We start from the raw sequence: 24,535 nt of genomic DNA, 5'->3' as shown, positions 1-24,535 counted from the left end.
TTGGGAAACGTAGTAGTAAAGTTAGAGAATGTTCGAAAAAAGATTGGTGGAACGGAAATTATTCGTGGTTTATCATTTGAGGTTCGTGAAGGAGAAGTATACGGATTTCTTGGGCCGAACGGTAGCGGTAAGACGACGACGATCCGTATGATGACAGGTCTTATTTCAATGACAGAGGGCGATATTACAATTTGTGGACATAGTATTCGCTCGGAGCGTGAAAAGGCACTAGAGCAAATTGGAGCGATTGTAGAAAATCCTGAACTATATGATTATATGACAGGAATGCAAAACTTAAAGCATTTTGCGAATATGGCCATTACACCAATTAGTAAAGAGCGCATTGCTGAGATTGTAAAGCTTGTTGAATTAGAGCATGCGATTCATAAAAAGGTGAAAACATATTCACTTGGTATGAAACAACGTTTAGGAATTGCACAAGCATTACTTCATCAGCCGAAAATCTTAATTTTAGATGAGCCGACAAATGGATTAGATCCAGCTGGTATTCGCCAAATTCGTGATTATTTACAACGTTTAGCGAAAGAAGAGAATATTGCTGTAATCGTATCAAGTCACTTATTGAGTGAAATTGAATTAATGTGTGATCGCGTCGTTATTATTAAACAAGGTGAGTTTGTACAAGAGTACAACTTACATAAAAAAGTGAAACATGATGAGGCAGCCGTTGTAGCGTTTGAAGTAGGTGAAGTTCAGAAAGCAAATGAAATCATTAAAGGTAAAGCAAAAGGGAATGTAATTGTAGCATCTGTAACAAAAGACAACATTCCGCAACTTGTAAAAAAACTTGTTCATGCTGATGTGCTTGTATATGGCGTTACTGTTCAAAATAAAACGTTAGAGGATGAGTTCTTAGCGATTACTGGGGGAGTGAAAGCGTAATGTTTAAATTAATTCAAAATGAATTTTTAAAGTTGCATGCGAAAAAAGGTATGTATATTTTAATTGGTGTCATTGCGGCACTCGAAATTTTAGGTACTTTAGCAATGTTGAAGTGGGGAAAAGGTGATGAGTTTAAGGGGTCATATTTAGATTATGCAAACTCAGAGATTGGCTTAATTGTTTTATTTACAACGATTTTTGGGATTACACTTGCTGCCCGTACTCTTACTGATGAGTTCCAAAAAGGTACAATTAAACAATTGTTAATCCGTCCAAGAAAAAGACTTGCAGTTTTATTTTCTAAATATATTACAGTGTTATTAGCAATGTTATTTATCGTATTAGCTGGTATGCTAATTGCAATGATTATTGGCGGTATTGTAATGGATGGTAGTAAAACAGAATTAACATTAGGAATCGTAATGAAGTCCACTTTATATCAACTACTTTCACCGTTCTTTTTTGCAACACTTGCATTTTTCCTAGCAAATGTCTTTAGAAAATCTGTATTACCATTAATTATTACGATGTTCCTATTCTTCTTACAAGGTGCAATTAATATGGTATTAATAATGCTTGCAAAAGGTGTAGCGAAGTTTGTAGTATTCAACCATTTGGATTTAAGAGCTTACGATAGTAATAAATTAATCAATGGTGGAATGGAACCAACATTTACAGAATTTACGTTTACAACTTCATTATTACTTGTAGCTGCATACTTTGTTGTGTTACTTGTAGCATCAAGTGCATTATTCCAAAAACGTGACGTATTATAATAAAAGAAATCCCCGCTTGTAAAAACGGGGATTTTTATTACATAAATTTCTCTTAGATTGCAATCTGAAGAACAGCGATATGTTATTTTAAGAGATATGCTGTTTGAAATGATTTGAGAAAAATAGGAAGAATTTCAACTATATTCATATTATAATTTAGTTATCCTGCTATTTATAGGGAAAGTATTGATTAAAGTTTTATTGTATTTTTACTATCTTTGGGGGTGTTCTATATGCACTATGCATTTTCACGTATAAGGCTACGTAGCTTTTTTGGATGGATGATTATAGGGGTGCTCCTTATAATGATCCCATTAGGTCTAGCAAATGTTTCTGAGAATACGATGGAGGTTATTTCACAAATAACTGTATTTTTTGTATTTCCGTTACTTTGGCTATACGTAAAAACAAATAAAAATAATATTGTATTTAACAGTTTTTTTTATAAGCAAGGACATTTACCTTGGGGATTAATTGTATTAGCAACGATAATGGGAATGATTTTTTCAGTTGGCATATCTCAGATTCAATTTTACATATTAGCACATACGTTACCGAATTTCTTAGTTACTATGCTAGAAGACGGAAATGTTATTAATACGAGTAACGTATATATGACGATATTTACTTTCATTTCAGCATGTGTGTTAGCACCTATTATGGAAGAGGTTATTTTTAGGGGATTTTTCTTACAGCGAATGGCTTATAAATGGGGAATTAAAAAAGCTGTAATTATATCTTCAATTATTTTTGGCTTAGGACATTTTGATGTTATTGGTGCGTTCATGTTTGGTGTCGTTATGTGTCTTTTATATATAAAGACACAAAATATATGGACGAATATAGCTGTGCACGCTCTAAATAATTTGATTGCAACAAGTATGCAATTTTTCGGTGGAGAAGAAAGTGGTACAATCTCAATTACTGAATTACAAGCGCAAAGTAATTTATGGATTGGTATTGGTCTTACAGTTGTTGGATTACTTTGGTTAATTCCTTATGTTTGGAAACAATGGCGTACAGTAAAAGAAGTTGGCGTGCCACGCGTACGTTTTATAAATGAGCAAAAAGTAGTGAGTTCATCACAAGAAAATGAAGTGTATAGTCAAGTGATCGTAACCGATAGATTGATGGCCATAGAGTTACCAGATGAGGCTGTAAATAAGCTTCGGTTAGAAGAAAATGATTATGTAACAGTATCTGTAGAAGAAGATAAAATCGTTATAAAGAAAGCACATAATAGATAATTAAAAAGTAGCTCCTTAGGAGCTACTTTTTAATTTGTAATAATTTCTACACGAAAATTATTACCGTTCTTTACATATTTAATATCTGTAACAGTGCGGACCGTCTTTAAAATCTCCACTTTTTCACCAATTCGTGGGATGGTCGGAACATTGTCCCAAATACCAAGCAAGTCATCTAATTGTGCCGTTTTTTCATAAAACCAGATTTTCAATGTAAAGCCCCTTTCTCGAACTTTATGTATTTTAATACATAATATATTATTTTTATTCTTATTGTAAGGGTTTTTTTTATATTTTATGAATAAAAATAAATTAATCTTCTGGGAAGATATGTTCAATATCAGGAGTAAGAGATACTTCTGATAATACGATATGAGAAACGGTCGTTGCATATGAAGAAACATCATTGATAAATTCTTCCAGTTCAACGAGTGAAGGAACAGAAATTTTTACAATGTAGCATAAGCTTCCTGTTACTCGGTAACAAAAACTTGCAGATGGATAAGATTGAATAAACTGTTGCATACGTGTTGTATCACCATTTTTTAAAGTGATTTCTAAAATACAATCTAAAACGAGTCCTGCTTTTTTATAATCAATATCGATTGTGTATTTTTGAATAACACCTTCGCTTTCGAGCTTACGAACACGTTCTGAAGTAGATGGAGCAGATAAGTTTACTCGTTTCGCCAATTCACGCATCGAAAGGCGACTATCATTATATAATTCATTTAAAATTTTTCGATCAACACGGTCTAATTGCATTTGTAAATATACCTCCAGTAAAATAATGATTTTTGTAAAGGGAAAATATAAATTAAGATTCATATGAAATGTAAAGTGAACGTTATTTATTTTACAATAAAACAGAAGGAAATAGGAGGGGAAATGATGGAGAGAATTTCATTATCAAATGTAGGAGATACAAAGTTTCAAAAGTTATTAGGGCATAATTCGGATATATTACATTCGTGGAGTACGTTAGAAGATACACTGTACAATAAAGGAACTCTTTCAGCAGAGTTGAAGGAGCAAGTGAGAAGAACATTAGCGTATGGGAATGAATGTCCGTACTGTATGGCAAAAGGAAGACCTGATGATATGCAAAAGGCAGAGGAGATTGGTGTAGCCGTTACTTTTGCGCATACATTTGTTCATGACCGAAAAGCAATAGATGATACTATGTTTCACGTATTAAAACAATATTGGACAGAAAAAGAAATTGTAGAGCTTTGCGCCTATGTTTGCTTTATTACTGCGTCACAACAACTTGGTTTTCTATTTCAATTACAGCCAAATTAAGGGGGAAATGATGACAAATCAAATAGCACTTATCATAATCGATGTACAAAAGGCATTTCAATTACCAGATTGGGGCGAGAGAAATAATATTTTTGCTGAAGAAAACATGAGAATTTTATTAGAAGAATGGAGAAAAAGGGAACGACCAGTTTTTCATATTCAACATGTAAATAAAGAAAATGCTCAGTCAATGTTTTATGAGAGAGCGGAAACGGTAAACTTTAAAGAAGAAGTGCAACCACTACTTGGTGAAGTGGTTATTCAGAAATTCGTTAACAGCGCGTTCATTGGGACAAATTTAGAAGAGCAATTAAGAAAGAACAAATGTAATGCAGTAGTGGTTGTAGGATTAACGACAAATCATTGCGTGGAAACTACAACACGAATGGCAGGGAATTTAGGATTTACAACATATTTAGTGAGTGATGCAACGGCTACTTTTAACCGTAAAGGTTTAGATGGTAAGGAGTATAGTGCAGAAGATATTCACAATATGACACTTGTAAATTTACATGAAGAGTTTGCTACGATTGTGACGACAAAAGAAGTATTAAAATTATTTTAAGAAAATAATTGCAAATTATGTAGAAAAAAATAAGAATATTTCGTATAATCTAAGTACAATCATTTTGAAAATAGGGGTGGCATCATATGGAGCAAATTTCAGTAAAGAAATTAGAAGAGGTACTTGTTGTAGCAGGGGATGATAAACAGAAGCAAAAGGAATTTTATGAATTGCTCTTATCTACTGAGTTTTATGTTGCTGGTTCACTAGAAGCAGAGGACGGGGCAACAGAGGGAATACTTCGTTTGCGTCATTTCCAAGGAGAAGGTAGATGGATCGTTCCGTTCTTTACACAAATGGAATTTGTAAAAGATGTGTTGCCAGAAGGAACGCCCCTTATTACGATACGTGGGAAAGAGTTATTTGGTAGCATTGAGAAAGATGCTACAGCTGTATTAAATGTTGGTACTGATATAAGTAAAACATTTATTCCAGAAGAAATTGCAGATATCTCATCTGGACGAATTTTTAATTATTATAAGTAAAAGGAAAAGCGTAATCGCTTTTCCTTTTTAATTTGAATATGGAGTGGCTATACCGGAAGAAATAGAGACTGTTTTATTATTCGTGTTTATTGTCGCTGTAGCTCCAAGTGGAATACCGATGTTTGGACTTATATGTCCAATTGGTAAACCGAATAGGACCGGTATATAATATGGTGCGAAATATTCATATAATATTGCTTGCAATGATTGAGATGGCTTTGAAGGAGTGCAGTCGTGACAACTTGTGAAAATAACGCCCCTGCATTCATTAAACTTTCCAGATAAAAGTAGCTGATTTAACATACGGTCAATGCGGTACGGTTCTTCACCAATGTCTTCAAGTAATAAAAGTGTATTGTCCGTATTTATCTCGTAGGGCGAGCCAATTATACTTGTTAACACAGCTAAATTTCCTCCAACTAACGTACCTGTAACTGTACTGTGAGAGCAAGGTACGATACATTCTGATGCAGATAAAATGGTTGAATACGGATGGAATAGTTGATTGAAAGAGGATAAAGATAGGGAATCAATACCTTTTCCTAGTTCTTCAATCATCGGACCATGAAATGTTATAAGCTTTGCATAACGTGAAACAGCAGTATGTAAAGCTGTAATATCGCTATATCCCCAAAAGATTTTAGGGTTTTGGCGAATGATTTCATATTGAATGTGAGGGAGGAGACGAGCACTTCCGTAACCACCTCGTGCACAGAAAACGGCCTTCACTTCATTATTTGTAAATGCTTCATGTATATCGTCAAGCCGAACTTGATCACTTCCGGCTAAAAATCCATATTTCTCGTAAACGCTCTTCCCGATTATTACGGATAACCCCATCTCTTGTAATACATTCACACCTTGTAATACATTTTCGATTGTAGGTGGACCAGATGGTGCAATAATCATTACTGTATCACCTTGTTTTAATGCATTTGGATAAATCATTAAGCTCAGCCTCCTTCTCTTTCAATATATTCGCTTCATATGAAGTTCAACCCTTGCAAAAGCAGGGGAAAGCTTATCAAATAAAGAAGATATAAGGGAAATAGGAGGGAAAATGATGTTTACAAGTCGAGTAACAGACATATTAAAAATTGAGTATCCCGTTGTTCAAGCCGGTATGGCAGGCGCGATTACGACGCCAGAACTTGTTGCAGCAGTAAGTAATAGCGGAGGATTAGGGACGCTTGGAGCGGGCTATATGAGCCCAGAACAAATTCGTGAAGCGATTTATAGAATAAGAGAACTAACAGATAAGCCTTTCGGTGTTAATTTACTTGTAACGAAAGAGATACAAATAGAAGAAGAGAAGGTAAATGAGGCGAAAGTATTACTAAGCGGAGTGAATAGAGAATTAGGTATAGAAGTAGAAGGAACGTTAAAGCTTCCAAAAAGCTATAAGGAACAATTACAAGTGCTATTAGATGAAAAAGTACCGGTCGTTAGTTTTGCATTTCAAACGTTAGAAAAAGAAGAAATAAATGATTTAAAAAGAAGTGGAATAAAAGTTATCGGAACAGCTACCCATGTGAAGGAAGCGAAAGTACTTGCCGAGTTAGGAGTAGATATTATTGTCGGGCAAGGAAGCGAAGCCGGAGGGCATAGAGGAACGTTTATTGGGAAAGAACGAGATGCTATGATCGGTACTTTTGCGTTAATACCTCAGTTAGTAGGGGCTATTCCGCATATCCCAATTGTCGCAGCAGGTGGTGTAATGAACGGACAAGGGCTTGTTGCGGCATTGGCACTAGGAGCAGAAGGTGTTCAAATGGGATCGGCCTTTTTAACAAGTGAAGAGAGTATTACGCACGATGTGTATAAAGAAGCGGTTTTACATAGTACAGATACGAGCACAACTGTAACTCGTGCGTTTTCCGGGAAATATGCACGGGGTATTCGGAATGAATTTATAGAGAGACATGAAGGAAAAGAAGAAGGGCTTCCGATGTATCCAGTGCAAAACGTATTAACTTCTAAAATACGCAAAGAGGCAGCGAAGCAAAATAAGGAAGAATATATGTCGCTTTGGGCAGGACAGGCAGCATCATTAGCTCGAATCGAATCAGCTCAGTATGTAGTGGAGCGAGTTATGAAAGAAGCAGAGAATGCAATCGAACAATTACAAAATATATACAAAAAGACCACTTGAGTAATTCAAGCGGTCTTTTCACTAGTTTGCTTTATAAAATTGTTGGATGGCTTCGTCGATGTAAACCCAGCCTTTCCAACCTAAGTGCATATGATCTTTTAAGAAGTATTTATCATATTCATGATTTGAGAAGTCGGCAATTGGATAACCAGCTTTTTCAATTTGCTCATGAACTTTCTTATAGTATGCTTCGCGGCGTTCTTTCGGGAAGCCAGCGTAGTCGTACCAAGGACCTTTGACAGGAACAGAAATGAAGAGTGGTTTTGCACCAGATTGTTTTAATAAATCAAGTACAATTTGTAAATCTTCATATTCTGGCGATTGGTCGTAAGCATCATTTTTTAAGTAACCTTCACGTTGCTTTAATTTTTTCTTAATTTTGCTATTGAAGTAACCATCTTCGATACCATATTCATTAGATCCAGATTCTGCTGCACCTGTTTGATCCGCATGTTTACGAGCTTCTTCCCAGTTCATTTGTTTTAATGAAGGATCGAGCTTCTCTTTGTGCGGTTTAATATTAAACATAGCTGTAAATAAATCTTTACGATCTAAAATGTTACGGTAAATATAAGCGAAAGGTTTAGCAGCAATTGCTTTTACTTTATACTTCGTATCATCATAAGCGATACCTTCAAGCGAGATTTTTAATAAAGTTTCTTTTTTTACAATCTCAAAGTTTAATAAACGCTTTGCAATTTGTTTTTTCATTTCAGGTTTTAAATCATTGTTGAAAATGAAGTGGTAACCTTGTTGTTTTGAAAAGTTAGGTGCAAAGTGCGTTTCATCAATACCTTGTGGTACAAACCATTGCGGAGAAAGAACGAATACCATTTTCTTATCTTTCAATTGATCCATTGTAGATGCAAAGTTTAACACATGTACAAGGTCTTGTGTTCCGCCGCGTCCAAGAAGGAATGGTGTGAACCCTTCAGGCTTTACTTTAAAATAATTAGATGGATGGAAAGCATCCATACGTGCGAATTCCGATGAACCGTACATCGGAAGATATTTTGGATCTGCTAACATCTTTTGCTGTAAAATCATACTTTGAATTTTTTCTTCTTTTAAAGAAGTGGCAGCTTGTTCTACTTTTTCATCACTTAAAAGTGGAAGTAGGAAGCGCGTTGGAATAAGTAAGAATACAGCAAAAAGGGCCAATGCTAAAAGCATCGGACCAAATTTTGCTTTGTTCATCGGATTTCTTCCAACTTTTTAATAACCATGTTTGGTGTAGCCCACTCGTCACGGTCAAAATCAGAAATAGAAACTTCAATATCTAAACGCTCTTGGAATTCAACTAATAAAGATACTACAGCAAAAGAATCAAGAATACCTTCTTCAAATAATTGAACATCTAAGTTTTCTTTCACAATATCGTTTTCACATACTTCTTCTAAAATATCTAATACTTGCTCTTTGAATTCTGCCATTTTTAAAATCTCCTTTATATCCGAAATATATTATATGTGCAACTTCTTAATGGAATAAGAAGGGTGCATTAAAAGTATCTGTTAAGGTGTCCAGAGAAGATTAGGAAACCGAAACATACAATGTGGAACGTAATTACAATCGCAAGGATGCGTGTGAATTTATTGTTTGGCCAAAATTTATGCTTCTTGTTTTTTCGTTCGAAAATATCGAATAAAATAAACAGTGCGGCATGATATAGACCATAAATAATATACTGCGCAACAGCGCTTCCTTGGATATGCCAAATTCCCATAATGAAGAAGTTTAAAAATGCACCGATATACGAAATTGTGTAACGGTTCTTAATTAACTTTTTCTTCGTTGCAAAAAATACGAAACGCATGTAGATGAAGTCACGGAACCAGAATGATAAACTCATGTGCCAGCGGTTCCAGAAGTCTTTAATATTACGACTAAGGAATGGTTTATTAAAGTTTTCTGGCGTTTTAATTCCCATCATATAACTTACACCAATTACAAAAGAGCTATAACCAGCAAAATCAAAGAATAGATATAAGCTATAGCTATACATGTAAATCATATTTGAAAAGATTGTATCGTGTTGAGCGAATGCTGGATCCATACAATATTGCTTTATTAAGTAAGCAATAATAAATTTATACAAGAAACCTTGGAAAATACGATTTAGTCCTGTATATAGTAAATTTTGATATTCTTCAGCGCTAGGTGGCTTTTGAATATCTTTTTGGAATCTACGGTAACGATCGATAGGTCCTGTTGAAATCGCAGGGAAAAATAAAACGAATTCCCAGAAGTTAAAGAAAGAAAGCTCTTTAATTAAACCATCACGAACTTCAAATACCATTTGAACTGCTCTGAATGTTACGTAAGATATACCTAGAAAAACAACAAGTTTTAACTCAGGTAGTAACGATGCAAATGGTGCGATTTTTGCCAAAATAAGAGGCAAAATCGATAAAATAACAGCTATGCAAAATGTGAATGTACTATTATTTTGTTTTCTTAAAATTAAATAGCCTTTAATTAGGGCATATTGCCAAATAATAAATGCGGCTAACATCATTGCTTGCTTTGGTTTATCTGAGAAGATAATAGCAAGCATGACTAATGTTAAAACGGCATTATATTTACGCAACATTTTACCTTTTAATCCAGCTATGATAGTAGGTATTAATAAAATGCCCACTATAGCGAAAAAATAAAATGATCCATATGCGGTCATGCTGTAACCTCACTCAATAATTTTTTGCGATCTACCTTTCCATTTGGTGTCATTGGAATAGAAGATTGATACATGAATTTACGTGGAATCATGTAGTTTGGTAATCGCTCATTGAGTTCTTTTTTGATTGCAGATGTTAATTTGAATTCTTTTTCAAACGAATGCTCCCCAGGAACAACAACCGCTAATAAATAATCGTATTTCTCACCTTTTTTAATTGGAACGATAACTGCTCCTTCTACGTAAGAACACGCACGAAGGTGATGCTCAATTTCTTCTAATTCCATTCGATAACCATGCAACTTAATTTGGAAATCAAGACGACCATTATAGAATAGAAGACCATTTTCAACATAGCCAGCATCGCCTGTTTTATAGGCGCGCTCACCGTCAATCATAGTAAATGCTTTTTCTGTTAATTCAGGGCTTCCTAAATATCCAACGCTTACGCTTGGACCGACAATTACGATTTCACCTTTTTCACCATCAGGTGCAATCGTGCCATCTTCTTTCATAATAAGAAGGCGACAGTCTGATTTACAATAGCCAACTGGAAGTGATTTGTATTGATTAAGCACTTCTTCTGTAACGTGAATACCTGTTACAGCGACAGTAGCTTCTGTTGGACCGTAAGTATTCATAATTGTTGCTTTTGGGAAACGCTCAATTAATTTTCTAGCCACTTCATTTGGTAACACTTCACCGCAGAATAAGAATGTTTTCATGTTCGGTAGCATACTTTCAGAGAAGGATGATTCCATTAAACACATTTCAGCGAAAGAAGGTGTCGAAGTCCATACTTGAATATCCGATTGCTCTAAAGAAGCAAACAAGTCTTTTGGACGCGCAATCATATCTTTATCGATTGCCCAAAGTGTACCACCTGTTACTAATGATGGGTAAATATCCATTACAGATAAATCGAATGAGAAAGGTGCTTGATTTAAGAATACTTGCCCTGTTTGTAAGTTGAAATCTTCTACAGCCCATTTTGTAAAGCTAACAAGGCAGTTATAAGTAATCTGAACCCCTTTCGGATTACCTGTGCTTCCTGATGTGTAAATAATGTAGAAGTTCTCATCACCTTTTACCGCATGTTCAGGATTTGGAGTGTTCCCTTTATGAGTAAAGAAAATATCTTTTAAGTTGTCTTCACTTACGATGCGAACTGGTAAATCAGTTACAGTTACTGCTGTTGCCGATAAAAGTAATTTCGCACCAGAATTTTCAGCAATACGTTGTACACGATCAGCTGGGATAGATAAATCTACAGGAATGTAAGCATGTCCAGCTTTTACACATCCTAAAAAGTTAACAATCATTTCAGGTTGCATATGGCCATACACCATAATTGGTGAACGATCGTCTGGATACTCAGAAGAAATCCAATGTGCCAACGCATCAGAATCTTCCTTTAATTGTTTGTACGTAATTTTCGCATCTCGCCAAACAAAAGCGGTTTGATCAGGCGTTTCTGCAGCCCACTTTTCAATTTGTTCTAATAACTTCATAACGTTCCCACCCTAGAATTCATTGTAAATAAATGTACTTGTGTTTGTATCATGGAATCCATACAACCAAAGTAATGCAAATAAAATTGCAAGATAATAAACCGTCTTTGCAACCCATTGTGTGAGTGGTCGAGACCATATCTCTTTTAATCTTTCCATGTCTTTCCCTCTCTTAATGAAATAATAGCTCTTTGTAGGTATCATGTCCTACATTATTGTGAAAAAAACAAAATCCCACATTTTAGGTAAAAATAAGTCAAAAGGCTCTTTTTTGATATTAGCACTAAATACTAAAAAAGAAAATCCCTAACTTAGCAATTATATTACATTCAGCATGAATTTGTAATGGGTTTGACATGTAAATAGAAAGTGGATTGTGTGAATACATAAAAGTGGACTATAAGAATACGTAAAAATACAGTATTTGTTTTTATTAATCATTCAAGACGGAGTAAACTTTTAAATTTCTAGTTCTTTTGAAAAGGAGGAAATTATCATGAATAGAGTGTGGAAGAATCTAATTTCGGAAGAAAATATCGTGAAATGGAGAAGGCACTTCCATAAGTATCCGGAATTATCATTTCATGAAAAAGAAACTTCGCAATTTATATATGATACATTATGCTCATTTTCTTCTTTTGAAGTAACGAGACCGACGAAGTATAGTGTACTAGCAATTAAAAGAGGTGTGAAGCAAGGGAAAGTAATTGCGATTCGAGCTGATATAGATGCTTTGCCAATTCAAGAGGAGACAAGTAAATCTTATACATCTGTGAATAAAGGAATGATGCATGCATGTGGGCACGATGCTCACACAGCTATTTTATTAAGCACAGCAGAGGTGCTATCAAATATAAAGGAAGATTTTGCAGGTGAGATTCGTCTATTCTTTCAGCACGCAGAAGAGGTGTATCCTGGCGGGGGACAAGAAATGGTTGAGGCAGGTGTAATGGACGGTGTTGATTATGTAATAGGTTTACATGTTATGTCTGGATTAGAAAGCGGAAAGATAGGAATTGTGTATGGGCCGATGATGGCGGCACCAGACGTATTTACAGTTGAAATTCAAGGCAAAGGAGGACATGCGGCGCGACCAGAAGAAACGATAGACCCTATTGCTATCGGAGCACAGATTATTACAAATTTACAACATATCGTATCAAGAAATACGAGTGCTTTTATGCAAAGGGTTATTTCAGTTACACAATTTCATGGGGGAACGGCTGACAATATTATTCCTAGTACAGCAACTTTAATGGGAACCGTTCGTTCATTTAATCAAGCATTGAGGGTGGAAGCAGAAGGGAAAATCGAGAAAATTGTGAAAGGAATTACAGAAGCACATGGAGGATCGTATACATATACGTATCGATATGGATATGATCCGGTTATTAATGATGAATATATTACGAAAATAGTAGAAGAAAGTGCACTACATTTGTTTGGGAATGAGCGTGTTGTGAAGCTTGAACCTTCTATGGGTGGGGAAGATTTTTCAGCATATTTAAGAAAAGCACCCGGTTGTTTCATTAAATTAGGAACAGGTAATGAAAATATATATACTTGTTATCCACATCATCATCCGAAATTTGACGTGGATGAATCAGCATTAATTTGTGGAGTGGAGCTATTTTTAGAGACGACTATAAGATTACTAAAATCATAGAAAAACAAAAAAAGGCAACTGCACTCTATTGCAGTTGCTTTTATTTCTTTCCGTCAGAGAGGGCTGAGAAAGAACTATGCTCATTCATAGTATATGAATAGCTAACGGACAAGCTTGTACATTTTAATCATTTTTTTAAAAATAGTTGTTGACATTGATAATCAATGTCAATTAATCTAAAAGTAGTTGAAATTGATAATTATTATCAATAGGATGGATGCGACATGTTAATGAGAAAAAATTTTCACCTTCTGCGGAGGGGATTAAAAGATAAAAATAAAGATAAAGATGTTGATCAGCATATGGAATGGCAAAGAAATGTAATTCGGTCTGAATATGTAGATGAGAAGAAGAGCATTCAAACAGAAAAAGAGATACAAAGTAAAGGGAGAGGTTCAGTTGAGTAAGTTAGTAATGATTTTTGCAAGTATGAGTGGAAATACAGAGGAAATGGCTGACCACATTGCCGGCGTAATTCGTGAAACAGAAAATGAAATTGAAGTTATTGATATTATGGATTCACCAGAAGCTTCTATATTAGAACAGTATGATGGAATTATTTTAGGTGCATATACTTGGGGAGATGGTGATCTTCCTGATGATTTCTTAGATTTTTATGATGCAATGGATTCTATTGATTTAACTGGGAAAAAAGCGGCAGTATTCGGATCGTGTGATTCGGCTTATCCGAAATACGGAGTGGCAGTTGACATTTTAATAGAAAAGCTACAAGAGCGCGGGGCAGCAGTTGTGTTAGAAGGACTAAAAGTAGAATTAACGCCAGAAGATGAAGATGTAGAAAAATGTTTACAGTTTGGAGCTGAATTTGTAAAACACCTTTCTTAATGGCAGAAGGGAGATGAAGAGCAAGTGCATGAGAAAATCTCAATCAAAACGATGACAGATTATCATTTGTATGATTTTATGCGTTGTCCGCATAAATTTTATTTTCGTCATATAAAAAGAAGAGAACCTTCTTCATTTGAATGGCAACAAATAGCACAAATGATTGTCAATCAAATTATTAACGAGTATTACACGCTACCTGCGGGTCAACAAACGAAAATTGTACTTTTAATATTAATAGAAAAGTATTGGAAAAAAGTAAGGATTAATATGTTTGCTTCGAAGACGGAGTACTATATTGTATTAGCTAAGCTAACGGATCACTTATTACAGTTTGTTGAAAAGGATGATAGTCAGACACCACCATTGTTTTTATACGAGAAGTTTCAAACATATATGGAAGAGTTAGGTGTCCACATGTCATTGACATTTGAAGTTGGTGAGTGGAGTGCTGGGTCGTTTGTAATTAAAAAGTATGTCGTCGATGCGGATGAGGAAATGCTTGCTCTTTGTCAGAAGCTAATGACAGTATTCAGTTATAAAGCTTTCGGCGTTCTTCCAGGAAAGATTGAAGTTATTAATTTAATAGAAGGAACTAAGTATGAGTACATTCCAAAACAGGAAGATATTATAACTGGAATGGCTGATTTATCTAGAATGAAAGAAATGTTGCAACAACCTGAGCATTATACAGAGCGCCATTTTCGTTCTGAGTGTATAAGTTGTGCATTTCGTAGTGAATGCCAAGGGGAAGAAGTAAAGAAAGAAGCGGAGCAGAAGAAAAATATCGTACATTAAAGGATGCAACTTTGCATCCTTTTTTGTTGTTGACATGAAAAGCTTTTCATCATTTACCGTATATTTGTAGCAGATTTTAATAAAGGGAGGAATAATCAATGAAAGATGAAACGAAAGTATTTCAGTGGTTAAAAGAACAGAATGCTCCTTTTGAAATTCAACTGCAAATTTTACAAGCATTTCAACTGTATAAAGTCATTGTTGAAATGGATAAAAAGTTAATGTTGTATGAGGAGAGAGTATATAGGGAGAGAATGTAATCTCATCCCTGCAGTATTATTTTCAGTTGTTCTGTACCCGATATGAATTCAAGTTCCTCGTTTCTAAGTTAAGTTATTCCACTTTACGATATCAGAATTTTCTTTCTATATGTTAAAATATAGCTATCATTATGAAGAAGGGCGGGAGTATTACGAAAAAAAGACTGTTAATCAGTTCTCTATGTATCGCTTTTATATTGTTATGGTCATATAAAGAGGAGGTTTTTGCTACCTTTAAACCGATTGATCAGTACGAGTTAAATAAGGAGTTAAAGAACAAAAGTATAGAAAATTTAACTCATAATGAAATGAAAAAGGTAGGAGAGCATTTTGTGACCGAGCAACTATCAGTGTTTGGGTCTACTAATAAAGAAGATGTGAAACGAAAAGGTGAAGAACTATTTTTAAATAGAGGGTATGAACAATTAATGGGAAATTATTATCCAAATCGTTTTCGAGATTTAGAGTATAAATTTACAAACGAGGAGATACGTGAAGAGACCGATGAGAGTTTTCTTTATCAAGCTGTAGCGTACGTTGCGGGTACTGAAAATGGTAAGAGAAGCGAAATGAAATTGAATTATGAAGTGAAAATTGTAAAGGTTAATAATATATTTATGGTGCTAGAACAAAAGCAACGCGTACAATAAAGGAAATTCATTGCTCAATAGAACATTTTGGGGTGTGTACTACTTAATGCGGAATAAAAAGGCCCTCAAGGAATAAAGGGCCTTTAAAGATTTTCATTTTGTTGACCAAGTTCTTTTTGAGCAATATATAAATTTCCTTGCTCGACTTGTTTAAGGGTATGAACAGAATCCCCTGCATATCCTTTTTGTGTTTTAACAGTTCTTTTTGAACGATTGGAATCTTGTTTCTTCATATAATAGGCCACCTTTCATCAAAAATAAACGAAAATGATAAGTATGAGTAATACAGCAGCGAAAATGGTAATGCCCATTAAAAACGAAGTGTTTTTATATTTAGGTGGCTTATGTACATCTTGCCGATATCCAGGTGAAATTTCAGGGGCAAATTCTTCATCGAATGATTGCTTTTTTTCTTTGTCGTCCATATGTACCCACCTTTCTTGTTCATTATATTATACGTTACAAGAAAAAATATGCATAAAGAAAACAGCCGCTTTATTATTAGCGGCTGTTTTGTGTTGTATATTTTCGTTGTACTTGAAAGAGACGGATAAGTAGGAAGGCAGCGCCAAATGCTAGACCGATAATAAGACCGATCCAATAGCCTTTTGCGGCCCATTCTGTATACGTTGCTAATATATAACCTAGTGGTAGACCTATTATCCAATAAGCAATTAAAGTCATAATTAGAGCGACATTTACATCTTTATAACCACGCAGAGCTCCTTGTACAGGGGTTGCAATTGCATCTGAAATTTGAAATAAAATCGCAAAGATAAGAAATTCTTTTGCTAAATGATGAACTTTTGCATCTGTCGTATAAATAGAAGCAATTTGATCATCAAAGAAGTAGAGAAGAATCGAATATAATAAAGCAAAGGCAAGGGCTAATCCAATTCCAATCAGTCCGTATTGTTTTGCATTATCGAAACGTTTTGCACCAACTTCGAATCCGACCGCAATAGTCATTGCCATTGCTAAACTTAGCGGAGTCATATATAACAAGGAAGCAAAGTTCATAGCTGCTTGGTGAGCTGCAATAGTTGTCGTACTAAAATTACTCATCATAAGCGTTACCGCAGCGAAAATACTCGTTTCAAAAAAGATAGCAAATCCGATAGGGACGCCAAGCTTTAAGAATGCTGTCCAACTCGAAAGAGAAGGGCGGTATAATTGTTTGAAAATGTTGAAAGAGGCAAAAGGCTCTTTCGTCTGAATAATAATGACTGTAATAATTAAAATGCACCAATATGTTGCAGTGGAAGCAATTGCCGCTCCGACACCACCAAGTTTTGGGAAACCGAAGTTACCAAAGATTAATAAGTAATTTAATATTACGTTAATTGGTAATGATAGTAATGTAATAATCATCGTTGTTCGAGTTTTTCCTAATGCATCAATAAATCCACGTAAAACCGTGTAAGTGAATAAAGGTATAATTCCTATTGCGATAATACTTAAAAATTGAGCTGCAATACGTTCCACAGGTTCTTCTAAGCGCATGCCGTTTAAAATAGGTGAAACGACGAAGAAACCGATGAGGATAACAACGAAGCTAGCACAAATTGCTAAATAAACTGCTTGTATGACAACGTGAGGAACGTCCTCTTTTTTCTTGGATCCAACGAGCTGGGCAACAATGGGAGTCGTGGCCATTAAAATCCCTGTTAACCCAGTACTAACTGGAATCCATATACTTGTTCCAATTGCGACACCTGCTAAATCAGTTGGGCTTGCATGTCCTGACATTGTTGTATCAAAAAAACTCATCGCAAATAATGACATTTGCGTTACGAAAATCGGAAAAAATAGTAATACAAATTGCTTTAACTTTTGTGAGAATGAAGTAGTTTCTTTCATAAAATCCCCTTTCCGTATAAAAAAACAAACTCTTACTATCATACAATTTAATCAAAGATTAGAAAAGAAATACGCGCCTACAACATATGAAACCAATAAAAAAAGGATGCACTTTGAAAAGGGATAAGGTATTATGATAAGGTGTGAAAAAATTACATATTATTTGTTATTAAGGAGGCACTACTTGTGGCTGATTGGTTAATTGGTTTAATCATGGGTGCTGTTGAAGGGTTAACAGAGTTTCTACCAGTATCATCAACAGGACATATGATTTTAACAGGACATTTAATTGGATTTGACGATGAGAGAGCGAAAGTTTTTGAAGTTGTTATCCAATTGGGATCGATTTTAGCAGTTGTTGTTATATTTTGGAAGCGTCTATGGTCGTTAGTTGGAATAGGTAAAGTAACAGACGGACCATCGTTAAATTTATTACATATTATTATCGGGATGATTCCTGCCGGGGTACTTGGCGTATTATTCCATAGCACTATTAAAGAGGTTTTATTTGGTCCAGGACCAGTTGTTATTAGCTTAGTAGCCGGTGGTATTTTAATGATTGTTGCTGAGAAGTTTTCGAAACCAAGTACAGCAAGAACGTTAGATGAAATCACATATAAACAGGCATTTACAATTGGAATGTTCCAATGTTTAGCTCTTTGGCCAGGATTTTCTCGTTCTGGTTCTACAATAAGTGGTGGTTTATTAGCTCGCGTGTCGCATACAGCGGCAGCTGAATATACGTTCATTTTAGCGGTACCGATGATGGTAGCTGCAAGTGGCTTAGATTTAATTAAAAGCTGGGATGTATTAAGCTCAGCAGATATAACGCTATTTGTAACAGGATTTGTAACTGCATTCGTTGTTGCGATGCTTGCAATTGTTTCATTCTTGAAATTATTATCTCGTGTAAAACTAACACCGTTCGCTTATTATCGTTTCATTTTAGCTGCGGTATTCTATTTCTTCATTATGTAAAATAAAAACCTGCCGAGCTCGGCAGGTTTTTATTTTACTAATTTTTCTATCATGTTTTCCATTACATGTTCCCAAAGAGAAGTATCATCAGCTAATGTAGCACGGAAATTAGCATACATTTCTTTTTGTTTTTCTTCGAATGTTGGATCTTCTTTTTCAGGTAATGTAGCGCGCATTGAAGTTACTAATTCTTGTACTTTTGGAGCGCGTGGTCCAAAGACGGCTTGTTCATTTCCATCTTTATCAATGAAAATAAAGATTGGAATCGCACGTGCTGTTCCATTTGTTAAATATTGATCCATTAATTCTAAGTTTTCATCGCGAATTAATAAACGCATGTCAATATTTGCAACTTCAGAAATTCGTTTCATAACAGGTACGCATAAAAGAGCATCGCCACACCAATCGGCAGTTAATACGATAACACGCCAGCCATCATTTTGACGTTCTTCTAATACAGGAAGTAATTCATTTGGAATTAAAAAGTTATTGTAAATGTGTAGTAGCTCGTATTGGTTTACTTTCATTTCATTCACATATGTATCAAAGGACATACCTTTATCAGCCCATTGTTGTAAGTTCATAATTAACACCTCTTTAGTAAGATTTGCTTTCATTGTACCAATTTTTATATAGAAAAGCTTGTATTCTTACTCTTTCTTGTCACTTAATAATTTATTTAATAGAAAAAAGAATAGTACGGCACATAATTCAGCTAAGTTGGACATTTGTACATTTTCTATCCAATCATCAGCAGTATGAATGACGAACCAATCTAGTGTAATTTCAATGAATGAGAAAAGAGTGATAGAAATCCAATTTGGCATGTTTTGAGTCGATGGATATAGCAGCGCTTTGAAGAAACTGAAAATAAAAAATGTAATACCTTCTAAGAAAGTGATTAATAAAAAAAAGAGAAGTAAAGCAGTACGTGAACTATACGCTATACCTGTAATTTGAAAGATTCCTACATATACAAAAAATATAAATGCAAAAACTATAATGAGAAAAAGAGCAATAATACTAATAATAATTATTTTATCTTTTTGGCTGAGATTTGAGAACCTCTCCTCCTCACGCATTAAAATCCCCCTTTTTCTGGAAGTTGACTTCATTTTATCATGAAATACATATTAAAAAACTACGAATTATGGGAAAATAAGATGACAAAAAGTAAGATTTCATGTAAAATTATTAATAAGGTTTTTATTTAACTAAATGAAATAAAAGGAGCTGTCAATGTTGTCTCAAAATCGAGAGCAATTAATGGAAGAACTATCGACAAATGTGTTTGCTATGTTTCGCACATTGCGTAATGATATCGGAAAAATATTCGGTGGTTACATACCGTGGAATGAATTCATCGTTCTGAGAATATTAAATCGTACGAATAAAGAAATGGTATCGCGTGTAGCAAATGAATTAAATGTGTCGAATAGTCATATTACAGCTGTTACAGAAAAATTAATTAATAAAGGTTTTGTAACTCGTTCACGTTCTACATCAGATCGCCGAGTTGTGTATTTAGAGATTACAGAACAAGGGAAAGATTTAGTTGCGAAAATGGAAGATGCGAAAAAACAATATTTACAAGAAAGATTCTCTGCACTTTCAGAAGATGAAATGAATGTAATGATTTCAATTTCCAAAAAACTTATTTAAGTGATTATAAACAAGAAAACGCTTACGTGATGAAATAGAAGATCTTCCTTATATATGGGAGGTCTTCTTTCGTGTGTAATAGATGTTAAAAAATAAAATGTGTATGAAAAAACATAGAGCGCCATACTACTAATACAAGGAAGGAGGGAGAGATATGACGAATCGTAACGGTAGTAAAGGGAGCGGTAATCAAGGATCACCAAAGTCCGGCCAGTTTAATCAGGAATTTAGCACTGAATTTGAAACTGGTAATGATAATAAAGGGAAAGAATATCGTTCTAAAAAAGGGAGTAAATCAAAAAAGGAGTGAATTAATTCACTCCTTTTTTGATTTACGATGCTGCCGATTGATCCGTATTATATTTTTCTTCTGATTTTGCGACAATCATTGCGCAAATTGCATCCCCAGAAATGTTTACAGCTGTTCTAGACATATCTAGAATACGGTCAATACCGATAATTAAAGCGATACCTTCTACTGGTAGATTTACTTGATTTAAAACCATTGTAAGCATTACAAGTCCAACACCAGGTACACCAGCAGTACCGATACTAGCTAGTACAGCAGTTAATACGACCATAGCTAATTGCGGTAATGTAAGTTCAACTCCGTATACTTGAGCGATAAATACAGTGGCTACTCCTTGCATAATGGCAGTACCATCCATATTAATAGTTGCCCCTAGTGGTTGTACAAATGAGCTTATCGCTTTTGGAACGCCAAGCTTATCTTGTGCTGTTTTCATTGCAAATGGAAGCGATGCATTAGAGCTAGATGTACTAAATCCAATTGCCATTACTGGTCCGAAATGTTTAAAGAAACGAACAATATTTTCTTTTGCTAATACCTTTAATAAGCCACCATATACAAAAACCCCGTGAATAATGAGTACTAACATAACGACAATCATATACTTGAACATCGCAGCGACGCCTGCAAGCCCCATTTTACCAACGGATGAAGCGAGCAAACCGAATGTTCCAATTGGGGCTAATTTCATAACGAGATTAACAAGATACATCATTAATTCGTTGCCCTGTTCAAGTAATGAATGGATACCTTGAACTCGTTTTCCTAAAATAGCTATACCGAGTCCAATCAATACGGCAAAGGCAATGATTTGTAACATGTTTCCGTCAGCCATCGCTTTTGCTGGGTTATCTGGTACGATATTTAGCAATGTGTCAACGAAAGATGTTTCAGTTTTTGCACCTTCATACTTAAGACCTTCTGTTTTAAAATTACCGCCAGCTCCTGGTTTTATAATAAGTGCAAATGTAACCGCTATAGAGATGGCAACCGCAGTTGTTACGAGAAAGAATGAAATTGATTTTAAACCGATTCTTCCAAGTTGTTTCGGATCTCCAAGGCCGGCAGCACCAAGTACGATAGAAATGAACACAACAGGAACAACTAGCATTTTAATAAGTCGAATAAACAATTGACCAATTGGGTTGAACACATATTGATTTAGTGGCTCAAAGATAGATGGAGCAGCTAAATTTAGAGTGAGTCCAACAACTAGACCTAGAAATAATGCGATTAAGATTGCTTTTGTTTGTTTCAATAAAATCCCCCCTTTTGTTTTTGTGAAATTTCTTTCTAAAGTAATTATACCGAAAAAATCCCTAATTTAACAATATTTTCTGAATTTTTGGTTTTTAGGTGTAGATAGACTGATTTTGTGTTTGGAAAATAAAATAGACCATCACATAGGATGGTCTAGGGAAGGGGACAATTTATGTCAATTTAATTAGGGATGGAAGTTGCTTTAAGACACTGGGGAATGTCTTATAAATTAGGGAGGAACAACTTCAATACATATACTATAAAAGGTAGGTGTGACTCTCATGTGAACATAGGGTGAAAGAGAGAGGGAGTTTTAAATAAAAGGTAGAAAGACAAAAAAATAAGACCATCATTTATAAGATGGTCAAGGAAGGGGACAATTTATGTCAATTTAATTAGGGATGGAAGCTGTTCAAAGACACTGGGGAATGTCTTATAAATTAGGGAGGAACAACTTCGATACATATACTATAAAAGGTAGATGTGACCTCTGTGTGAACATAGAGTGAAAGAGAGAGGGAGTTTTAAATAAAAGATAGAAAGACAAAAAAATAAGACCATCATTTATAAGATGGTCAAGGAAGGGGACAATTTATGTCAATTTAATTAGGGATGGAAGTTGCTTTAAGACACTGGGGAATGTCTTATAAATTAGGGAGGAACAACTTCGATACATATACTATAAAAGATAGATGTGACCTCTGTGTGAATATAGAGTGAAAGAGAGAGGGAGTTTTAAATAAAATGAAAATTTAATGAGTGTTTTTTGTTCATCCCCTGTTGATTATTAGCCTTAACCAATCGGGCGTTTATTGCCCACAAATAGCGGAATAAAAGATAAAGCAAACAAAAAATAAGACCATCATTTATAAGATGGTCAATGGAAGGGGACAATTTATGTCAATTTAATTAGGGATGGAAGCTATTCAAAGACACTGGGGAATGTCTTATAAATTAGGGAGGAACAGCTTCGATACATATACTATAAAAGGTGGATGTGACCTCTATGTGAACATAGAGTGAAAGATATGGGGATTTGAAAGATAGTACATATGAAATTGTTATTGCTAGCAATATAGAATTAGGATATAGAGTTTTCCAGCATAAAACGAAAAGGAATCTGAATATAAATAAAAGTTGTAATCTATGAAAAAAAAGATTATGCTCAACTATATTATGAGAATATAAGGTTTGTCCCAATTATTTAAGGGCTTTTAAAAAGCTTTTTATTGTATGAGGGGAAGCTTCACTTTAATAAGGGAGTTAGTGATATGGACGTAACAAAAAAACAAGGGCTGTATAATCGTCTTATACGATTAAACCCACCACAAATATTAGCATTAGGCTTTTTCTGCTTAATTGTGGTTGGTGGTTTGTTATTAAAATTACCATTCGCAACGAAAGTACATATTAGTTGGGTAGATGCTTTCTTTACAGCAACGTCAGCAGCGACCGTAACTGGTTTGGGAGTAGTGGATACAGCAAGTACATTTACGATGTTTGGCGAAATTGTTATTATGTTTTTAATTCAAACAGGTGGTCTAGGCCTTATGACAATTGCCATTTTAATTGTTTGGGTACTAGGTAAAAAAATCGGATTACGCCATCGTTTATTAATTGGAGAAGCATTTAATCAAACAAATATAGGTGGTCTTGTAAAATTAGTAAAGCGTGTCTTTATATTTTCGATTTGTATTGAACTTATTGGGGTCATCTTTTTATCGTTTCGCTTTATTCCAGAGTTTGGTTTTGGAAAAGGTTTATACTATAGTATTTTTCATGTAATTGCATCTTATAATAATGCAGGGTTTGCTTTATGGCCAGATAATTTAACAAGATATGTAGGGGATCCCATTATTAATATTGGGATTTGCTCTTTAATTGTAATTGGTGGACTCGGTTTTACCGTATTAATTGATATATGGTATAGTCGCAGTTTTCGAAAATTATCACTTCACTCAAAAATAATGATTATTGGAACAGTAGTACTAAATGTTATAGCAATGATTGTGATTTTTGTATTGGAATATAATAATGTGAAGACGTTAGGGAATTTATCTTTAAATGAAAAACTATGGGCTTCCTTCTTTCAAGGTATTACTCCGCGGACAGCTGGATTTAATACGGTTGACTATGGAGGTATGGAAGAATCATCTATATTATTTACGATGATTTTAATGTTTATTGGTGCAGGAAGTGTATCAACAGGTGGAGGAATTAAATTAACGACGTTTGTTATCTTAATTACATCTGTCCTTTCTTTCTTTAGAAAAAAGGAGGAAATTGTTTTATTTCAGCGTACAATTAAAATGTCGACAGTAACGAGGGCCTTAGCGATTGCTGTTGCCAGTCAAATACTTATTTTAGCAGCGGTATTCATATTAATGCTTACAGAAAACTTCAGCTTTATTCAATTATTATTTGAGACAATATCAGCGTTTGGCACAGTCGGATTAACGATGGGAATTACTGCAAAGCTATCGGCATTCGGAAAATGTATTATTATGTTTGTTATGTTCTGCGGATTAATTGGACCATTAACACTTGTGTTCTCTTTAGCGCGACCAGCAAAACAAAAAATAAAATATCCATCGGAAGATGTGTTTACAGGATAAGGTATCCCGCGT

The 24,535-nt window shown here is 34.7% G+C and carries 31 protein-coding genes; 17 read left to right on the top strand and 14 right to left on the bottom strand.

The genetic code is table 11. The features are described 5' to 3' along the window. The 3 genes from ACTFR8_RS07385 to ACTFR8_RS07375 all read left to right on the top strand — a co-directional run bounded on the left by ACTFR8_RS07385 (position 1) and on the right by ACTFR8_RS07375 (position 2,926). Positions 1-903, top strand: a complete 903-nt coding sequence (locus tag ACTFR8_RS07385) for an ABC transporter ATP-binding protein (protein ID WP_252209901.1) — start codon at positions 1-3, stop codon at positions 901-903. Next, the gene (locus ACTFR8_RS07380) at positions 903-1,679 is read left to right on the top strand and encodes an ABC transporter permease (protein WP_000475429.1); all 777 of its coding nucleotides are present in this window, start codon (positions 903-905) and stop codon (positions 1,677-1,679) included. Before ACTFR8_RS07385 ends, ACTFR8_RS07380 begins: the two co-directional genes overlap by 1 nt. Before the next feature lie 233 nt (positions 1,680-1,912). Beyond that, the gene (locus tag ACTFR8_RS07375; protein ID WP_000558819.1) at positions 1,913-2,926 is read left to right on the top strand and encodes a CPBP family intramembrane glutamic endopeptidase; all 1,014 of its coding nucleotides are present in this window, start codon (positions 1,913-1,915) and stop codon (positions 2,924-2,926) included. A gap of 29 nt (positions 2,927-2,955) precedes the next feature. Here ACTFR8_RS07375 and ACTFR8_RS07370 read toward each other — a convergent pair whose 3' ends face one another. Together ACTFR8_RS07370 and ACTFR8_RS07365 are read right to left on the bottom strand one after the other, a co-directional pair. Further along, on the bottom strand, positions 2,956-3,138 hold the full coding sequence (locus ACTFR8_RS07370) for a DUF3913 family protein (protein ID WP_000707107.1): 183 nt from the start codon (positions 3,136-3,138) through the stop codon (positions 2,956-2,958). Positions 3,139-3,238: 100 nt separating this feature from the next. Continuing rightward, positions 3,239-3,691: an Lrp/AsnC family transcriptional regulator gene (locus ACTFR8_RS07365; RefSeq protein ID WP_001175505.1), complete on the bottom strand. Its 453-nt coding sequence runs from the start codon at positions 3,689-3,691 to the stop codon at positions 3,239-3,241. Positions 3,692-3,817: 126 nt separating this feature from the next. Here ACTFR8_RS07365 and ACTFR8_RS07360 point away from each other — a divergent pair, with 126 nt between their 5' ends. From ACTFR8_RS07360 to ACTFR8_RS07350, 3 genes are all read left to right on the top strand, one after another. After that, positions 3,818-4,228, top strand: coding sequence for a carboxymuconolactone decarboxylase family protein (locus ACTFR8_RS07360; RefSeq protein ID WP_000439753.1), 411 nt, complete (start codon positions 3,818-3,820; stop codon positions 4,226-4,228). 10 nt (positions 4,229-4,238) lie between these two features. Continuing rightward, positions 4,239-4,793 (top strand): cysteine hydrolase family protein, encoded by a 555-nt coding sequence (locus ACTFR8_RS07355; protein WP_000184430.1) that lies wholly within the window; start codon positions 4,239-4,241, stop codon positions 4,791-4,793. A gap of 86 nt (positions 4,794-4,879) precedes the next feature. Further along, entirely contained in the window at positions 4,880-5,278 is a 399-nt protein-coding gene (locus tag ACTFR8_RS07350) for an SseB family protein (RefSeq protein WP_000435266.1), read from the top strand. A gap of 27 nt (positions 5,279-5,305) precedes the next feature. Here the strand turns inward: ACTFR8_RS07350 and ACTFR8_RS07345 are convergent, their stop codons facing one another. Then, positions 5,306-6,226, bottom strand: a complete 921-nt coding sequence (locus ACTFR8_RS07345; RefSeq protein ID WP_000640074.1) for a S66 peptidase family protein — start codon at positions 6,224-6,226, stop codon at positions 5,306-5,308. A gap of 115 nt (positions 6,227-6,341) precedes the next feature. On the opposite strand from ACTFR8_RS07345, the gene ACTFR8_RS07340 reads away from it, so the two are divergent. Then, the gene (locus ACTFR8_RS07340) at positions 6,342-7,430 is read left to right on the top strand and encodes an NAD(P)H-dependent flavin oxidoreductase (protein ID WP_000495285.1); all 1,089 of its coding nucleotides are present in this window, start codon (positions 6,342-6,344) and stop codon (positions 7,428-7,430) included. Between the two features lie 21 nt (positions 7,431-7,451). Here the strand turns inward: ACTFR8_RS07340 and dltD are convergent, their stop codons facing one another. The 5 genes from dltD to ACTFR8_RS07315 form a co-directional block, all read right to left on the bottom strand. Next, positions 7,452-8,627, bottom strand: coding sequence for a D-alanyl-lipoteichoic acid biosynthesis protein DltD (gene dltD / locus ACTFR8_RS07335; RefSeq protein ID WP_001030265.1), 1,176 nt, complete (start codon positions 8,625-8,627; stop codon positions 7,452-7,454). Next, positions 8,624-8,863, bottom strand: a complete 240-nt coding sequence (gene dltC / locus ACTFR8_RS07330; RefSeq protein WP_000807310.1) for a D-alanine--poly(phosphoribitol) ligase subunit DltC — start codon at positions 8,861-8,863, stop codon at positions 8,624-8,626. Before dltC ends, dltD begins: the two co-directional genes overlap by 4 nt. A 68-nt stretch (positions 8,864-8,931) precedes the next feature. Then, positions 8,932-10,107 carry a D-alanyl-lipoteichoic acid biosynthesis protein DltB gene (dltB, locus tag ACTFR8_RS07325; protein ID WP_000127953.1) on the bottom strand — a complete coding sequence of 392 codons (1,176 nt, stop codon included), beginning with the start codon at positions 10,105-10,107 and terminating at the stop codon, positions 8,932-8,934. Further along, on the bottom strand, positions 10,104-11,618 hold the full coding sequence (dltA, locus tag ACTFR8_RS07320) for a D-alanine--poly(phosphoribitol) ligase subunit DltA (protein WP_000770513.1): 1,515 nt from the start codon (positions 11,616-11,618) through the stop codon (positions 10,104-10,106). Before dltA ends, dltB begins: the two co-directional genes overlap by 4 nt. A 12-nt stretch (positions 11,619-11,630) precedes the next feature. Then, positions 11,631-11,777: a teichoic acid D-Ala incorporation-associated protein DltX gene (locus ACTFR8_RS07315; RefSeq protein WP_000440293.1), complete on the bottom strand. Its 147-nt coding sequence runs from the start codon at positions 11,775-11,777 to the stop codon at positions 11,631-11,633. 337 nt (positions 11,778-12,114) lie between these two features. On the opposite strand from ACTFR8_RS07315, the gene amaA reads away from it, so the two are divergent. The 6 genes from amaA (at position 12,115) to ACTFR8_RS07285 (ending at position 15,838) form a co-directional block, all read left to right on the top strand. Further along, positions 12,115-13,284, top strand: coding sequence for an N-acyl-aliphatic-L-amino acid amidohydrolase (gene amaA / locus ACTFR8_RS07310; protein WP_001082787.1), 1,170 nt, complete (start codon positions 12,115-12,117; stop codon positions 13,282-13,284). A gap of 224 nt (positions 13,285-13,508) precedes the next feature. Next, positions 13,509-13,691, top strand: a complete 183-nt coding sequence (locus ACTFR8_RS07305; protein ID WP_000929021.1) for a hypothetical protein — start codon at positions 13,509-13,511, stop codon at positions 13,689-13,691. Next, positions 13,684-14,130, top strand: a complete 447-nt coding sequence (locus ACTFR8_RS07300; RefSeq protein ID WP_000041153.1) for a flavodoxin — start codon at positions 13,684-13,686, stop codon at positions 14,128-14,130. The genes ACTFR8_RS07305 and ACTFR8_RS07300 overlap by 8 nt, the downstream gene beginning before the upstream one ends. Before the next feature lie 24 nt (positions 14,131-14,154). Continuing rightward, positions 14,155-14,928, top strand: coding sequence for a hypothetical protein (locus tag ACTFR8_RS07295; RefSeq protein ID WP_000544577.1), 774 nt, complete (start codon positions 14,155-14,157; stop codon positions 14,926-14,928). 98 nt (positions 14,929-15,026) lie between these two features. Then, the gene (locus tag ACTFR8_RS07290) at positions 15,027-15,188 is read left to right on the top strand and encodes a hypothetical protein (protein ID WP_000651084.1); all 162 of its coding nucleotides are present in this window, start codon (positions 15,027-15,029) and stop codon (positions 15,186-15,188) included. Between the two features lie 131 nt (positions 15,189-15,319). Beyond that, positions 15,320-15,838, top strand: coding sequence for a hypothetical protein (locus ACTFR8_RS07285; RefSeq protein ID WP_000715262.1), 519 nt, complete (start codon positions 15,320-15,322; stop codon positions 15,836-15,838). An 83-nt stretch (positions 15,839-15,921) separates the two neighbouring features. Here the strand turns inward: ACTFR8_RS07285 and ACTFR8_RS07280 are convergent, their stop codons facing one another. The 3 genes from ACTFR8_RS07280 to ACTFR8_RS07270 all read right to left on the bottom strand — a co-directional run bounded on the left by ACTFR8_RS07280 (position 15,922) and on the right by ACTFR8_RS07270 (position 17,698). Further along, complete coding sequence (locus ACTFR8_RS07280) at positions 15,922-16,071, bottom strand: hypothetical protein (RefSeq protein WP_000743742.1); 150 nt, start codon at positions 16,069-16,071, stop codon at positions 15,922-15,924. An 18-nt stretch (positions 16,072-16,089) separates the two neighbouring features. Continuing rightward, complete coding sequence (locus ACTFR8_RS07275) at positions 16,090-16,263, bottom strand: hypothetical protein (RefSeq protein ID WP_000341062.1); 174 nt, start codon at positions 16,261-16,263, stop codon at positions 16,090-16,092. Positions 16,264-16,339: 76 nt separating this feature from the next. Further along, a complete protein-coding gene (locus ACTFR8_RS07270) occupies positions 16,340-17,698 on the bottom strand; it encodes an MATE family efflux transporter (protein ID WP_000665550.1) in 1,359 nt (452 codons plus the stop codon). Between the two features lie 186 nt (positions 17,699-17,884). On the opposite strand from ACTFR8_RS07270, the gene uppP reads away from it, so the two are divergent. Then, entirely contained in the window at positions 17,885-18,676 is a 792-nt protein-coding gene (gene uppP / locus ACTFR8_RS07265; RefSeq protein WP_000796256.1) for a bacitracin resistance undecaprenyl-diphosphatase, read from the top strand. 29 nt (positions 18,677-18,705) lie between these two features. Here the strand turns inward: uppP and ACTFR8_RS07260 are convergent, their stop codons facing one another. Together ACTFR8_RS07260 and ACTFR8_RS07255 are read right to left on the bottom strand one after the other, a co-directional pair. Next, positions 18,706-19,293, bottom strand: a complete 588-nt coding sequence (locus ACTFR8_RS07260) for a thioredoxin family protein (RefSeq protein ID WP_002004705.1) — start codon at positions 19,291-19,293, stop codon at positions 18,706-18,708. A 33-nt stretch (positions 19,294-19,326) separates the two neighbouring features. After that, a complete protein-coding gene (locus ACTFR8_RS07255; RefSeq protein WP_001206404.1) occupies positions 19,327-19,758 on the bottom strand; it encodes a regulatory YrvL family protein in 432 nt (143 codons plus the stop codon). Positions 19,759-19,918: 160 nt separating this feature from the next. Here ACTFR8_RS07255 and ACTFR8_RS07250 point away from each other — a divergent pair, with 160 nt between their 5' ends. Further along, positions 19,919-20,338 carry a MarR family winged helix-turn-helix transcriptional regulator gene (locus ACTFR8_RS07250; RefSeq protein WP_000081432.1) on the top strand — a complete coding sequence of 140 codons (420 nt, stop codon included), beginning with the start codon at positions 19,919-19,921 and terminating at the stop codon, positions 20,336-20,338. Between the two features lie 154 nt (positions 20,339-20,492). Continuing rightward, positions 20,493-20,648, top strand: a complete 156-nt coding sequence (locus tag ACTFR8_RS07245) for a hypothetical protein (RefSeq protein ID WP_000184928.1) — start codon at positions 20,493-20,495, stop codon at positions 20,646-20,648. A gap of 22 nt (positions 20,649-20,670) precedes the next feature. On the opposite strand, the gene ACTFR8_RS07240 is transcribed toward ACTFR8_RS07245, so the two are convergent. Further along, complete coding sequence (locus ACTFR8_RS07240; protein WP_000814808.1) at positions 20,671-21,906, bottom strand: dicarboxylate/amino acid:cation symporter; 1,236 nt, start codon at positions 21,904-21,906, stop codon at positions 20,671-20,673. 1,273 nt (positions 21,907-23,179) lie between these two features. Here ACTFR8_RS07240 and ACTFR8_RS07235 point away from each other — a divergent pair. Further along, entirely contained in the window at positions 23,180-24,523 is a 1,344-nt protein-coding gene (locus tag ACTFR8_RS07235) for a TrkH family potassium uptake protein (RefSeq protein WP_000383526.1), read from the top strand. The last annotated feature ends 12 nt before the right edge of the window (positions 24,524-24,535 follow it).

This window comes from Bacillus cereus group sp. MYBK15-3 (assembly GCF_051916765.1).
Classification (GTDB): Bacteria; Bacillota; Bacilli; order Bacillales; family Bacillaceae_G; genus Bacillus_A; species Bacillus_A cereus.
The sequence above is the reverse complement of the archived record's forward strand: the minus strand, read 5'-3'. Positions and strand labels throughout refer to the sequence as shown.